Below are 15,509 nucleotides of genomic sequence, written 5' to 3'. Positions count from 1 at the left end.
AGATTTATAAGACAACTACCGGGGAGTCTCTTTCGGATACTTCCGTTCTGATGCAAACAGACAATGTTTTATTTGGTTTCAGAAATTATGCTAATATTTATCAAGACCGGGAATTTTAACGTTAAAATTGGCCAGGACCCCTCCAAAATCTGTATACTTCCATTACCTTTAAGTCCTTATTTACAAAATTATGAAATCCTTCAACCTAAGCATTCTATTTATTTGTCTTTGGACTGCTTCCCTTTTGGGGCAATCCCAGCGTAAAGTGTTGATTGAACATTTTACTCAGGCTTCCTGTGGCCCTTGTGCTGCCATCAATCCGCAATTGCAACCCATTCTGGAACGCAACAAAACTAAGATTACAAAAATCACGCATCAGGTGAGCTGGCCAGGCGTGGACCCTATGAACAAAGACAATCCTGGAGAAGTACAGGACCGGGTAAATTATTATGGTGTTACGGGGGTTCCTGATATTTTTCTCGATGCCTACAGCTCAGGAAATCCAACTGCCACCATCACAGATGCCAGCATTCAAAATGAATATTTAAAACCTTCACCTTATGAAATCAGCATCAACAATACTGTTTTGCCTGATTACAACTCAATTGAAGTTGAAGTAACGGTTAAGCTGACCGGTGCAACCACTACTAAACCTGTATTGCGCATTGCCGTTTTGGAAAAAATTATAAGTTGGACCAGTCCACCGGGTAACAATGGTGAAAAGAATTTCTACCATGTAATGAAAAAATACTTACCAAATTCAAAAGGAATTTCGATTTCAGATATCAATCAACCTGGTCAAACGAAAACATTTAAATACGTTTATAAATTTGACAAGCTGTACAATTTTAAAAATTTGGAGACCGCTGCCTTTATTCAGGATGATGCCACAAAAGAAATTCATCAATCTGAAAACAAAGAAGTGCTCTTTACTCCAACTGCAGGATTGGATGTCGCTATTAAACAGGCAAACCCAACCGGTAACTTTACAGATACTGTCATTTGTGGAAATCAAACTGCCCCGATTGTAAAAATCATCAATACTGGAAATCAATCTGTGACTTCGCTTGATTTCAGTTATCGTGTAAATGGCGGCAGCCCTTCTACCTATCAGTGGACCGGTAAACTGGATTTCTTAAAAGAAGTAGACATCGTATTGCCTGCAATCAATTTTACCGCTTACAAAGGTCAGAATACCATGCAAATTGAAGTACAACAAGTGAATGGAGGCAGCGACATCAATACCATCAATAATTCGTCACTCTTGACATTTCAGGCGGCTCCTTCCACCACTTTGAATTCTACGTTTGAAATGAAGCCGGGTGCACAACCTTCTTTACTGAGTTTCACCATTAAAGACGATCAGGGTAAATTGATTTTGTCAGATGGTCCGTTTCCTGATAACATGGCCAGAACCTATTTTCTGAATCTAGATAAAGACCGTTGTTATACCGTGCAAACGAACAACTCAACCAGCAGTTTGAATGGTACGTATAAAATTTTTGATGAACAAATAAACCTGATCATTCAACAAAGAGTCTTGGGTGTTGGTACAGCAGAGCGTGATTTTGGTACGTATACGGTTACTGTTTCAAATCAGGATGTTTCCAACGCAAATCTTTTAAAACTATTTCCAAATCCTGTCAATGACTTTGGTACCCTTGAATACAACAGCAATCAATCAGGAACTGCTCAATTATTGATATTGGATGTTAACGGAAATCAGCTTGATGAAAAATCAATTTATATAACAAGTGGATTGAATCAAATTCCATTGAACTTAAAAAATCTAAACAGTGGGGTTTATTTTATTCAACTAAATCAAAACAATCAATTGATCGGCACCAGCCGGTTGATTCGTTTTTAATAATTAAATCAAAACAAGATAAAATCGCCAGGATTGAACTTAATCGTGGCGATTTTTTTTTGCCTTTTTCGAAATAAGATATAAAGGAACTCCTGCCAGAATTAAGAGCAGGCCTACAATGCATTTGAGCACCGGTTGTGAACCGTTCATGTAATTTATATAATCATTGTAAATGGTGGTGTACAAATAAAATCCAGTAAACACTACAAACAATCCTGACAAATACGGAAAGCATGGTACTTTAAAAGGTCGTTCAAGATGCGGATTTTTGTATCGCAACATAATAACACCGGCTGCACTCAATCCATAAAAAATCCAACTTACAAAAATCAAGATGTCGGTCAATTGATCAAACGAACCTGACAACACAAATAAACAAGCCCAGACTGAATTGACAATAATGGCCTTAAATGGAGTTTGGTATCTTGGATGAATCGTACCAATGCCGGACATAAATCGATGATCGACAGCAAACGAATAGGTCACCCGTGAACAAGCAAACACATTGCCATTTACAGCGCCCAATACTGAAATAATGACTATAAAACTAATGATCAATCCACCGGTATTTCCAAAAACATATTCCATAGCTGTTGCGGCTACAAATTCTGATTGTTGGATTTCATTAAACGGAAGTACATAAAACAATACGGTATTAAATAATAAATAAATTCCAGTGCATACCAACAAACCAAAAAGTAAACTTTTGGCTATGGATTTATTTGGATCTTTTATTTCACCTGCAACAAAACTGAGATTATTCCACCCATCAAAACACCAAAATGCACCGGCCAGTGCTGCTATAAATCCTGACCATCCTAAACTACTTTCAAGAAGTGGTGCTTGTGGTTGAACAATAAAATTATTTTGTGAAAACAAAAACAAAAAAAGGATTGCACAAAATATACTGCCAAGTTTTAATCCGGTCAAAAAACGTTGTATCCAACTGCTTTGCTGTGTACTGTAACAATTAAAAATGGTAAAAAAAATGATCACTCCGATCGTGAGAATTTTTCTGCCAAACATTTCTAAAATATAAAACGTACCCACGCCCGGCAAATGAAAAGAATACATCAACTCGATGTTTGTTGAAAACCGGAATAATGGGAATAGATAATCGAGATAATAAGAAGCCACATAAGCAATGGATGCGATGCCTGCTGTATTAAAAACAACTATGGAGGCCCAACCGTATAAAAACGCCACAAAATCACCAAACATCTTTTTAAAAAACACATATTGTCCGCCTGTTTCCGGATACAAGCAAGCAACTTCTGCATTGGTCAATGCTCCAATGAGGGTAATTGCTCCTGCAAACAACCACAAAATCAGAATCCCATAAATAGAAGGAAATTGGCTGGCCATGGATGCCGGCTTCAAAAAAATACCCGATCCTATAACAGCTCCTATGACAATGGCCAGAAGTGTTGAATAGCTGAGTTGACGGGAGAGCTGTGGCATGGTTTGATTTCTAAAACACGAAGCCTTTCTTTGTTCCTGTTCCCAAACCCAGGGCAAACTCTGGGCTTGGGAACAGGAACAAAGAAAAGAAGGTTTAGAAAACCGAATCTTAGAAATTAAATCCTAAGCGGGCAAACAATTTTCGACCATTGCCACCCATTTGAACTGCATCCCAGGGACCACCGGTTTCATTATTGTATGCCCATCCTGCAGCACCCGGTACATAACCCAGGTCTGGATGTTCATTCCAAATATTGTCGAGTCCCAGATAGAGGGTCAGTCCGTTGATAATTCGTGCAGACGCATATACGTCTTGAACCCATTTTGGTTTGTATAAATACAAATCTGCAACCCGCACATTTTCATCTGCATCTGTTGGAACTTCGGGTAATAAACTTGCGAAATCACCATAACCATATAAATTAACTTGTCCGAAATAATTAACACGGGTTCCAATCGTCCAACGTTTATAATTGTAATCCAGGCTCATTCCGAATTTTGTTTTTGGCGCAGAAGCCAACAAAAAGTTTTGTTCGCGAACGCTGTAAAAGTATTCTACATTGGAAGCGGAAGTACTTAATGCTTTCGGAACATTGATTTTATCAATTTCCATACGCTGAACATTTCCTGTAAACAAATAGCGCAAGCTTCCCATACCGCATTTATGATTGCAATCCAGCACCACATCCACACCGGAATTTGTTGTATTGACCGCGTTGGCAAAAAACTGGGCATAACTCACTTTCAAATCCTGTAAAGTTTGTCGCAATTCAGCACTCAAGCTGGCATCATCTGCACTAAACTGTCCGGATAAAACAACCCGGTCTTTTACAAGCACGCGATACGCATCTACTGAAAAGGTAATGTTGTTACTTGGGCGAATGCTGACACCTACATTATAATTTGTTGAAACTTCTTCTTTCAATTCGGGGATACCGGCTGCCTTAGTAATCGGACTCGAGTTGGGTGCAATTTTTACTTCTGAAATCAATCCACCTTGCACCGTGGTAAAGGTGGAACTAAAATTTATTTGTTGTAAGGAAGGTGCACGGAAACCTGTACTGACAGAACCGCGCAATGTTGTCATGTTATCAACTTTATAGCGAGCAGCCAATTTATAGTTGTCGGTAAAACCAAAGTCAGAATAATTTTCCAGTCTTACGGCACCAGCTACTAAAAAGGATTTTGTAACATCCAATTCAAGATCCGTATAGAAACCAAAAGTTGATCTGGTTTCATCTGCTTCATCACCCGGTTGATAACCAGGAAAGCCTTGAGAACCGCTGGGTTTATCAACATTATAATTTGCATAAGAGGCCTCTTCTCCTGCAGTCAATTGATAATTTTCTGAACGGAATTCAGTACCCAATCCTAGATGCAATCCACTCAATATGGATGGAAATTCTTTTCCAATATCCAGGTTGCCGATGGCTTGTGAAAAACTAAATCCACCATCATCAAAATGCGTTTGACTCGCACCTAACCCGGCATTAAATGTTTGATCCCCGAAAAAATGAAAATCATTTTTTCCATAGCTTCCACTCAGATCCCAATCCCAACCTGCACCTAGTTGACCTTTTAAACCTGCTACACCGGATAGGTCTTTAATTTCAGTTTGAATGTGTGGATTGTAATAAAAACTACTGCCATCTGCAGTAGCTTTAATGATTCCGGGTACAGGTATTAAATTTCCCTGATCATCTGTTGGAAAACGTTCCGGATTGTCATCAAAACGGCGGGTAAATGCAAAGGCATCTGATTTCTTGAAATTATATCCTCCAAATGCATAAACGTTTAATTTATTATCATCCATTAATGGCAATTCCAAATTGGCCATACTGCCATATGCATCTACAGAACCATCTCCATGTGTTCTGCGATAGATGTTGAATGGAAGGATTTGGTCGGGATCCTGTCTATAGGTTTTGTCAATCTGTGCAAAATCAGCTCCAATATTTAAAAAACCTCCTTTACTACCAAGAGAAATGCCATAGTTGGCGCCAACATTAAAAGTAGCTCCATCCAATTTTTTATCGTATTCCTGATAGCCCTGATCTTTAGAAAGTATGGTATTGTATTTATTGTCATAATACGCTGCATATCCTGCACTTCCTGTGAGTTTACCAGGATTCTTTTTTAAAATAATATTCATCACCCCAGCGATTGCATCGGATCCATACTGTGCAGATGCACCATCCCGTAAGATTTCAATCCGGTCTATCGAAGATTGAGGAATGGCATTTAAATCCGTTCCAGAATTACCTCGACCTCGGGTACCAAATACAGAAACAAAAGCAGTTTGATGTCGACGTTTACCATTGATCAAGACCAGGGTTTGATCCGGTCCCATTCCGCGGAGTGTACCTAAATCAATATGATCGGCACCATCCGATCCAGATTGTTTGGCGTAGTTAAAAGAAGGAGCTGCAAAATTGAGCATGGATGTGATGTCCATCTTTGCGGTTGGAAATTGCATTTGACTCACTTGCAATACATCAACCGGAACGGGAGTTTCGGTTTGGATGCGATTGGCTCTGCGGGTACCGACGACAACCACTTGTTCTAAAGCCGTCATCGAAGGCTCCATATTAATAATCAGATTTGGATTGTTAAAATCAGAAATTGTAACCGGATTATAACCTACCAAACTAATTTGCAATTGCTGCCCTTCATTCATTTTAATACTGAACCGACCATTTGCATCTGATACGGTGCCCGTAGTAGTACCCACCACATACACACTGGCTCCAATGAGCGGACTTCCGGTGGCATCTTGTACCATACCATTTATGATGCGTTGGGCTTCAAGCTGTAATAAATACAACAGGCTAAAAAATAGAAACAACACTGTTCTTTTCATAATTTGGTTTTTATTTTGAATAAGTGAAATTAAACATATTTTCTAATATCTAAAATTCTTTGATAAAACTAAAAAAGGCCGTCAACAATAATGCAGACAGCCTTTCTTTATTCTATCAATTTTACGAATTACTTCATGACTTCAAAACTAAATTGTTTGTAGCCTTTGTCTGTGCGTACTTGCAAATGATATTGGCCATTGGTCAGATTATGGACATCAAATCTTGCGCGATACTCTTTGCTATTGTTTGGATCAATTTCTTGTTTGATCAATCTTCCTAAATTGTCAATGATATTATAAACGACTTTTGAAGAATTTTCTTTTAAGCTTAAGCCAACAACTAATTGGTCTTTAACAGGATTTGGGTAAACACTCAATTGTGCATCTAATTCTGATAATTGATCGTTGCCAACAATAATACATGGACCTGAAAAAACCATGGATACAGCCAAAGCGCTAGTAAGTCCGGTAAAAGTAAATGCGGCATTATCTAAATCCGGTACTCCAGTATTCGCATCATATCCAGTAATTCCTAAATAGGGTAAATCAGTTATTGCTAATGTTCCTGCAGCATCACGAATCGCATTATTACATGAATAATCCATGCCTTCATCAAAGCCAAAAAATGGTGTTTGATCTGTTCCTGAATAACGAACTCCAACAAAAACACCGATGTTATCATCTGGAATTGTATAACCTGGGTCACTGGTATTGAAATCTTCCAAAGGAACCCGAACAACCGCTGATGTTCTTGCATCTGCAGCATCAAAGGTATAAGTGCCTAATGCTAAAAAACTCAATTCATCATTAGTTGCGTCTCCGTCACCATTTAAATCCTGCCAGCCATATAAAGTAGCTTCTGGAGTTAATCCTGCTAATGTAGCGGGCGCAGATACAGCCATATTAAAAAGTATGGTATCTATTTTGCATCCTTTACCATATGGAATTTTAAAACCAGTTACATATTCGGCGTTGGTTCCATCTCCTCTTCTATAATTGTTAGTAATAAAAGGATCTCTGCCATTCGAAGCTAAACGAGCTTTTGAAAATAAATTATTAGATAAGTAAAAATCAGATACTGCAGCATTATCTCCACCTGAAGCTTCAGAACTATCAGAACTGATTAAATAGGATATACTTCCCTTCCCGGTTGTACTTGCATGACCAAACAAATCTTGTGGCTCTAAAAATAAATCATAACTTGAATCCACTTCTACAAAAACTCCATCAGCAGATGTTTTATCGTAAAATTGACTTGGAGAACCACCAGTTGGTGTGAAACTGATTTTACCATTCACTTTTACATTTGAGGCTAAATTATTACCCTTATTGGTTGCTGTTGCACCGGGAGTTAATTCAAGATCTCCAGTTTTTTTAATCCATGAAAATGGATAAGTTCCAAATGGAGCATGACAAACTCCTTCGCGATTATTGGTAGCCAAGTCATTTGCAAATCTGATGTTTCCAATTGAAATATTTACAGCGCCATTTGCTAAAGCTTCTTTAATTTTTACTCCATCTTCATAGGACAACATAACTACTGGGATGGTAACAGATCCACCAAAAGTTCCTGCACCCATACCTGCAACTCCAGCACCCGGAGCATTGTTAAAAATTATACATCCAATGGCACCATAATCTTGTGCATTTAAAGCTTTAAAACTAAAATTACAAGTACCTCTATCAACCAGAGCAATCTTACCTGCAATTTCCGCTTTGTTGACAATCGTATCACAACCTTGTGTGGGTGTTGTCGGATTGTTCGTTTGGACTAAAACTGCATCTGCTGTCCAAACATTAGAAAGTAAATCAGCTCCCCAAGCTGTGGCTACTCCAAACTGATAAACCCCAGCAATTGAAGTGGGTGAATTTACTACTACTGCTTGCCCATACGAGCTTGCAGCAAAAAGTGATAAAAATAAAAGGTGTAAAGCTTTCTTCATATAATAGTTTTTTGATTGAACTATAAATTTACAATTGATTAACGAATGCAGGAAGATTGTATTCATATTTTATTATATAATATATATATTATATTAAATTTCAAATATTTGTGAAGATAATTGAAATTAAAAGGCTTAATTTTACTTAGAATCTAAAGTCGATTTCCTACATATTTTGTAAATCCTTTCCTGGATAGGTTGGTATTCCGGTTGCAGAATTGTTCGGCTCAACTCGTCCTTGTAAGTTAGTTTGCTGAAACTTGTCCGAATGGTTTCCTGATTTATCAATGATTTTTTGTTGATCACACGGGAAGCTAAACCGTCAAAGAAAGCCAACAGCTGTGCAGTCAATTTATTTGCTTTTTTATTGATGGGTGCTTGATCCAAAGATTCTGCAATCGCATTTAAAAATCTCTGGTAAGTCCAACTTTCTGCATTGAGTAAAAATTGTTTGTTCCATAGATTTTCGTTGAGGACTTTCAATACAATGCGTGCAATGTCATCGGCAGCAATCAAACCCACATTTCCAGGAGGATAAAAGGATAAACCGGTCTTAACTCTTTGAAATAGCTGCATGGAAGATTGATCCCATGATGCATCCCCAAGAATCAAGCTTGGATTGAGGATACACACATTTAATCCTTCCGCTGCCCCGCGCCAAACTTCCAATTCTGCTAGATATTTAGTTTCTGCATAATAGCTTCTGAATACGGGCTGTCCGACAGCCTGGTCAGATACCAATAACTCATCCGCAGAGCGAACCATGGTCGCTGCGGAGCTGATAAAAATAAAATTCTTGATCCCATAAAATAACGCTGCATTGATCAATGAGCGGGTACCTTCAACATTAACCCGATACAATTGCTTTCGATCCTTTGAGTTATAAGATATCATAGCCGCACAGTGGATGATGGTTTCTACGCCTTCCAATGCGAGCTCATAAGAAACCGGATCCAATAAATCTCCAACAATTAGCTGTGCCGCTGAGGTCGTTCCCCGTGGTTTTCTGGTAAGTTGTTTTACGTAAAAATTGGAAGCTAGCAATTGAGAAAGAATCTCCTTCCCCAACAAGCCGCTGGCACCTGTCAAAAAAATTGACTTATTGCCCATTTGCTGGAGTTTGATTCAGGCTTTGCGTAAACTTCGCCAGTGCACGAATTTCAGCATCTTCCAATATGGATTTAAAACCGGTCATTACATTTCTCCCCTCAGAAATTACTAAAATCCGCTCTTCCAGGCTTAATATTGAATACCGGAGGTCTTTGGCTCCATTGGTTTTCAAAGATCCATCCAAGCCATGACAATTGACACAATAGCGACGAAACAGATTCGGACCGTCAGGCTCCTTACCAACTTTGCTATTAGAAGCAGATTCCTGGCATCCAAATAGCAAAACACCAATCAAAATAGCCCAACTGACTAAAAAAATCCTCATTTTCAGCTGTTTTTGTAAACATCAGGGCGTAAAATTAGTTTTAATTCCATGGCTTTTTATAAAAGTCACTATCCGTACGTTAATCAGAATTTAATAAAGTCTGATTCAAACGGTTTCTAATCATCTTTGTAAAATTTTCTGAATGAAGCATTTCTTAATTCTGGCCGTTTGTGTGATTTCGATTTTAAATCAAACCAAGGCACAAAAAAGTTTTAGTCTTAAAGAAGCAATTGATTATGCCAAAATCAATAATCAGCAATTAAACATTCAAAAATTAAATATTCAGGATGTTGAAGGTCAATTGAAAGAATATTATGCAATCGGTTTACCTAAATTATCAGGTTCCGTTTCTTACAATTACTTCTTAAAATTACCCACCAGCATATTCCCTAATTTTATTAGTCCGGCGATTTATGATGTTCTTTTTGATGAAAACCTGTTGCCACGACGGGACATTGATGCCGGTCCTGGTGTACCAGTCCAATTTGGAACTAAAAACAATCTAACCGCAGGTTTGGAATTTTCTACTCTTTTGTTTGATGGTTCCTTTTTTGTTGGATTAAAAGCACAGCGCTTGTATAAAGACCTGATCGTAAAACAAATCAACCAAACGGAATCTGAAGTTAAATATCATGTAACCAAAGCGTATTTGGGAGCATTGGCTATTCAGGAAAATTTAAAAATACTGACTAAAAATATTTCCAATTTACAAAAAGTAAATTCAGATCTGAATGAATTTTATAAATCCGGCTTAATTGAAAAATTAGATGTTGATCGCATCGAATTGTCTCTACAAAATCTGAATACGGAAAAAGAAAAATTGCAGCGATTGGCAACCATCACTTTAAATGTATTAAAGTTTCAGATAAATTATCCTTATGAACAGGAACTTACACTCAGTGATTCCCTGAATGCGCTGTTGAATACTTCCTATCTGGAAATTATGGATCCATCCATCCAATTGAATTACAATGCCCGGCCTGAATACCCTGTCATTTTACAAGGATTGCAATTGGCAGAAATAAATGTAAAACGTTACAAAATGGCTTACCTGCCATCTTTGTTTGGATTTGCAAGTGTTCAAGAAAGTTTACAACGCAATAAATTATTTGATTCAAAAGACAATGATTGGTTTCCTACCAGTTTAGTAGGACTTAATTTAAGTGTTCCAATTTTTGATGGTTTTGACAAGAAGGGTAAGATCATGCGTGCAAAAATGTTGTTGGATAAAACGAAATTACAACAAAAGGAATTTGAAAGTGGAGCACAATTGGAATTTGAAAATGCTAAAATTCAATACCTGAATGCCAGTGTCACCATCGAATCCAGAAAGAAGACGGTAGCACTCGCAGAAAATATTTACAATACCACCAAAATAAAATTTAAAGAAGGGATTGGCTCCAGTTTAGAATTAAGCAATGCTGAACGGGACCTCTATCAGGCTCAAGCCAATTTACTGGAAGCACAAATCAATTTGATTCAGGCAAAAGTAGATTTGGATAAGAGTATGGGAAGGATTTGATTAATTACGAATTAAAAATTACGAATTACGAATTTCAATCACATTCAATCATTCGTAATTCGTAATTCGCAATTCGTAATTCGTAATTCGTAATTCGTAATTCGTAATTGATTTCCATGGATAGTTTACGCAAAGAATACAAACATTCAACATTAGAATTTAATCAGCTGTTATTGGATCCTGTGGATCAGTTTACAAAATGGTTTGATGAAGTTTTACAAAACCAGTTGCCGGATGGGAATGCGATGGTCTTATCTACAGTATCGGATCGCGGACGTCCTTCTTCTCGGGTTGTTTTACTTAAAAATGTAGAAAACGGTCATTTTTATTTTTTTACCAATTACAACAGTCGGAAAGGGCAGCAATTGGCTTTGAATCCCAATGCCTGTTTGTTGTTTTTTTGGAAAGAATTTGAACGTCAGGTTCGAATTGAAGGGATGATTGAAAAAATCTCTTCGGAAGAATCTGAAAGATATTTTAAGTCGCGTCCATTTTTTAGTCAGATTGGAGCCATTGTATCTCCACAAAGTCAATTGATTCAACACCGGGATGAATTGGAAATGGCAATTAAATTTTTTGAAGAAAATCCAGACAAGGTACAACGACCCGAACATTGGGGCGGGTATAAATTAATCCCTGATTATTTTGAATTTTGGCAAGGCAGAGAAAATCGTTTGCACGATCGATTTCAGTATCAATTGAAAAATGACATTTGGGAAATAAATTGTATAGCTCCTTAAATTTTAGAAAGCCTTGCAAGTCTTTAGGGTGGCAGTCTTTGGAAAGGAAGTCTTTAATGTAGGAAGTTTTTAGGTTTGAATGCTGGAATTATTTAATTTTTCAATGTTGAAATTTGTGAAATTGTAGTTTGTCAAAATCAGAACACTGAAAATTGGCATCCTTATTTTTTAGCCACGAATGCACGAATTAAAGACGAATTAAAGAAGGAAGATTTGCCACGAATGCACGAATTAAAGAAGAAAGATTTGCCACGAATGCACGAATTAAAGACGAATTAAAGAAGGAAGATTTGCCACGAATGCACGAATTAAAGACGAATTAAAGAAGAAAGATTTGCCACGAATGCACGAATTAAAGACGAATTAAAGAAGAAAGATTTGCCACGAATGCACGAATTAAAGACGAATAAGGACGCATTCAGAATAAGCTAGTTTCAACCGTTTTACCATAATAGCATTTGAAGGAATTGTCCACAATAAAGTTATGGCTACAGACTTCTTAGCTATAGACTTCTCTTCCGTTTTGACAAATTGTCTTCTTTAATTAGACTTTTTGTCCATTAATTCAGCCTTTGGGATAATGGCATAGCTGTTGAGGAATAATACATACCAGATCGAAGATCTATTAATTATAACGAATTATACATTATGAATTTTAACAATATAATATTTGATTCAAAACTTCAGGAAGATGAGGAGTTGCTACCATTTGTAGCTGTAGCTGAAGATGAAGAACCGGTCCGCGAAGATAAATATGGGGAGGTCCTGCCCGTGATGCCTTTGAAAAATACTGTGTTGTTTCCCGGGGTCATCATTCCAATTACCGTGGGTAGAGATAAATCCATTCGTGCGTTGGCCAAATCTCAAGAAACCGATAAATACATAGCTGTATTAACACAACTTGATCATCGGACAGAAGATCCAGGATTTAAGGATTTATATCAAACCGGAACTGTAGCGCGCATCGTGAAACTGCTTAAAATGCCGGATGGGGGACAAACTGTTATTCTTCAAGGCCGGAAACGCATTCAGATCAGTGAATGGACCAAAGAAGAACCTTACCTTGAAGCACGTATTGTTAAGAAAGAACATACTTCCAGTTCGAAGGACCTGGAATATCAAGCTATGATTAGTTCGATACAGGAAAAATCCAGAAAAATTATTGAATTGTCTCCTCAGATACCCAATGAAGCACAACTTCTATTAAAGAATATCAACAACGACCGGTTTTTATTGCATTTTATTTCATCCAATCTCAACATTCCAATCGAACAAAAACAAGAGTTGTTGGAAATGGATGACTTGCATAAAAAAGCAGAAACTTTAATGGGTTATTTAAATAATGAATTGCAATTGATGGAAGTCAAAGATCAGATTGAATCAAAAGTTCGAACTGATCTGGAAAAACAACAACGAGATTATTATTTAAATCAACAATTAAAAACGATTCAGGAAGAACTTGGACAGGATCCGCAAGAACAAGATATAGAAGAATTAAACAGAAAGGCTTCTGAAAAAAAATGGACCAAACACGTTAAAGATCATTATGAAAAAGAAGTTGCGAAATTAAAACGGATGAATCCTCAAGTCGCAGAATATTCTGTGCAAATGAATTATTTGGATTTATTGGTAGACCTTCCCTGGAATGATTACACGACGGATAATTATGATTTAAAAAAGAGTAAGGAAATTTTGGATGCCGATCATAAAGGTTTGGAAAAAGTTAAACAACGGGTCATCGAACATTTGGCAGTTCTAAAATTAAAAGGAGACATGAAATCTCCGATCTTATGTTTGGTAGGTCCACCGGGTGTAGGCAAAACCTCTTTGGGTAAATCAATTGCAAAAGCATTGGATCGAAAATTCATTCGCATGTCTTTAGGAGGATTGCACGATGAATCAGAAATTCGCGGCCATCGAAAAACGTATATCGGTGCCATGCCGGGTCGAATCATTCAATCCATTCGGAAAGCAGGTTCTGCCAATCCGGTTTTTATTTTAGATGAAATTGATAAAATTGGAAAAGATTTCAGGGGAGATCCTTCTTCCGCTTTATTGGAAGTGTTGGATCCCGAACAAAATTCCAGTTTTCATGATAACTACCTTGACTTAGAATTTGACTTATCAAAAGTGTTGTTTATTGCAACAGCTAATTCATTAAGTACCATCCAACCTGCCTTAATGGATCGCATGGAAATTATCGAACTCCAGGGTTATAGTACTGAAGAAAAAATTGAAATTGCAAAAGATCATTTAATTCCACAGCAATTAAGCGATCATGGACTCAAAGCAACTCAGGTTAAATTAAGCGATGAGGTGTTGGAGCGCGTTATACAGGAATATACCCGGGAATCCGGTGTGCGCGGACTCAACAGGCAATTGGCATCCTTGATGCGTAAAGCAGCGAGTACCATCGCCATGGATAAAAAGAAAAATGTCACGATAAAAAAAGATTCTCTAAAAGAAATTCTGGGTATACCTCGTTTCACTAACGATAATTATCAGGAAAATCTTCCATCCGGTGTGGCGATTGGATTGGCATGGACGCGTGTAGGAGGCGATATTTTATACATCGAAACCAGCATTTCAAAAGGAAAAGGTAAAATGGTGTTGACTGGTAATCTCGGTGATGTAATGAAAGAATCTGCCAGTACAGCGCTTAGTTTTATTAAAGCGCATGCAGAAGAATTGCAAATTGAATCCGACTTTTTTGAAAATTATGATTTTCATATTCACGTACCGGAAGGTGCGATTCCAAAAGATGGACCTTCAGCTGGTATCACGATGTTAAGTTCAATTTGTTCTGCAATTAAAAAGAAACCAATCAAATCGTTTTTAGCAATGACCGGAGAAATTACTTTACGTGGAAAGGTATTGCCGGTTGGTGGAATAAAAGAAAAAGTATTGGCTGCAAAACGAGCCGGTATTAAAACCATCATATTGTGTACTGAAAACAAAGCAAATATAGAAGAGGTAAATCCTCAACATCTGCAAGGATTAGATTTTATATACGTTAAAGATATGAATGAAGTGTTGCAGCATACTTTGAACATTGGGATGTTTTAGTCGGACAAGGACGGGAGGGCTGAAGGCTGAAGGCTGAAGGGCGGAACGACTGGACGACTGGAGGTCTGGACGACTGGAGGTCTGGACGACTGGAGGACTGGACGACTGGAGGACTGGACGGATGGAGGACTGGACGGATTGAGTGTGGACCTAAATGATTTATGTTTTTTCGGGGGCCTGTAAAACTAAAAAATTCTATTTATCCCTTCAATTCCATAAAATTTAGCCATATCACTGGGACTAACATTTCATACTCCTAACCAGAGCAAATAAAACATGTTCAACTCTTTGAAACTTTTCATCACACGATTGAAAATCTTTTAGTTCAAGGTAATTCAGTCTAGATGCAAGATTCATTTGATATCTAGATTCTTTTAATGAAGCAAAGGCTATTTCTAGAAATCTATAATATTCTTTTTGGCTATTTCTGCAGTTTCCTTCGACAATATTGGATGGCACAGAAATAATCGCCCGTCTAATTTGAGAAGTCAAGCCATATAGTTCAAACTTTGGAAACTGGCTGGTCAGTCTATAAACTTCCAATACTAAATCATCGGACAAATTAAATGCATCAAGTTTTGTGTAATCTCTCACAGTATTAATTTTTAGGCGTTA

Annotated in this window: 10 protein-coding genes; 4 read left to right on the top strand and 6 right to left on the bottom strand. The window is 37.5% G+C overall.

Annotated elements, in window-relative coordinates; genetic code table 11:
- Nucleotides 1-190 precede the first annotated feature (190 nt).
- Entirely contained in the window at nucleotides 191-1,867 is a 1,677-nt protein-coding gene (locus IPJ80_08870) for an Omp28-related outer membrane protein (GenBank protein ID MBK7913600.1), read from the top strand.
- 39 nt (nucleotides 1,868-1,906) lie between these two features.
- On the opposite strand, the gene IPJ80_08865 is transcribed toward IPJ80_08870, so the two are convergent.
- From IPJ80_08865 to IPJ80_08845, 5 genes are all read right to left on the bottom strand, one after another.
- Nucleotides 1,907-3,328 (bottom strand): amino acid permease, encoded by a 1,422-nt coding sequence (locus IPJ80_08865; protein ID MBK7913599.1) that lies wholly within the window; start codon nucleotides 3,326-3,328, stop codon nucleotides 1,907-1,909.
- Nucleotides 3,329-3,437: 109 nt separating this feature from the next.
- A complete protein-coding gene (locus IPJ80_08860; GenBank protein ID MBK7913598.1) occupies nucleotides 3,438-6,188 on the bottom strand; it encodes a TonB-dependent receptor in 2,751 nt (916 codons plus the stop codon).
- A gap of 128 nt (nucleotides 6,189-6,316) precedes the next feature.
- Complete coding sequence (locus IPJ80_08855) at nucleotides 6,317-8,131, bottom strand: T9SS type A sorting domain-containing protein (GenBank protein MBK7913597.1); 1,815 nt, start codon at nucleotides 8,129-8,131, stop codon at nucleotides 6,317-6,319.
- Between the two features lie 141 nt (nucleotides 8,132-8,272).
- A complete protein-coding gene (locus IPJ80_08850) occupies nucleotides 8,273-9,241 on the bottom strand; it encodes an NAD-dependent epimerase/dehydratase family protein (protein ID MBK7913596.1) in 969 nt (322 codons plus the stop codon).
- Nucleotides 9,231-9,566 carry a cytochrome c gene (locus tag IPJ80_08845; GenBank protein ID MBK7913595.1) on the bottom strand — a complete coding sequence of 112 codons (336 nt, stop codon included), beginning with the start codon at nucleotides 9,564-9,566 and terminating at the stop codon, nucleotides 9,231-9,233. The genes IPJ80_08850 and IPJ80_08845 overlap by 11 nt, the downstream gene beginning before the upstream one ends.
- Nucleotides 9,567-9,708: 142 nt before the next feature.
- Between IPJ80_08845 and IPJ80_08840 the strand changes: the two genes are divergently transcribed.
- The 3 genes from IPJ80_08840 (at nucleotide 9,709) to lon (ending at nucleotide 14,894) form a co-directional block, all read left to right on the top strand.
- The gene (locus tag IPJ80_08840; GenBank protein MBK7913594.1) at nucleotides 9,709-11,088 is read left to right on the top strand and encodes a TolC family protein; all 1,380 of its coding nucleotides are present in this window, start codon (nucleotides 9,709-9,711) and stop codon (nucleotides 11,086-11,088) included.
- 116 nt (nucleotides 11,089-11,204) lie between these two features.
- Nucleotides 11,205-11,828 carry a pyridoxamine 5'-phosphate oxidase gene (pdxH, locus tag IPJ80_08835; GenBank protein MBK7913593.1) on the top strand — a complete coding sequence of 208 codons (624 nt, stop codon included), beginning with the start codon at nucleotides 11,205-11,207 and terminating at the stop codon, nucleotides 11,826-11,828.
- Nucleotides 11,829-12,476: 648 nt separating this feature from the next.
- Nucleotides 12,477-14,894, top strand: coding sequence for an endopeptidase La (gene lon / locus IPJ80_08830; protein ID MBK7913592.1), 2,418 nt, complete (start codon nucleotides 12,477-12,479; stop codon nucleotides 14,892-14,894).
- Between the two features lie 240 nt (nucleotides 14,895-15,134).
- Here the strand turns inward: lon and IPJ80_08825 are convergent, their stop codons facing one another.
- Nucleotides 15,135-15,488 (bottom strand): four helix bundle protein, encoded by a 354-nt coding sequence (locus IPJ80_08825; protein MBK7913591.1) that lies wholly within the window; start codon nucleotides 15,486-15,488, stop codon nucleotides 15,135-15,137.
- Nucleotides 15,489-15,509: the final 21 nt, after the last annotated feature.

The organism is Saprospiraceae bacterium (assembly GCA_016714025.1).
Taxonomy (GTDB): domain Bacteria; phylum Bacteroidota; class Bacteroidia; order Chitinophagales; family Saprospiraceae; genus Vicinibacter.
The sequence above is the reverse complement of the archived record's forward strand: the minus strand, read 5'-3'. Positions and strand labels throughout refer to the sequence as shown.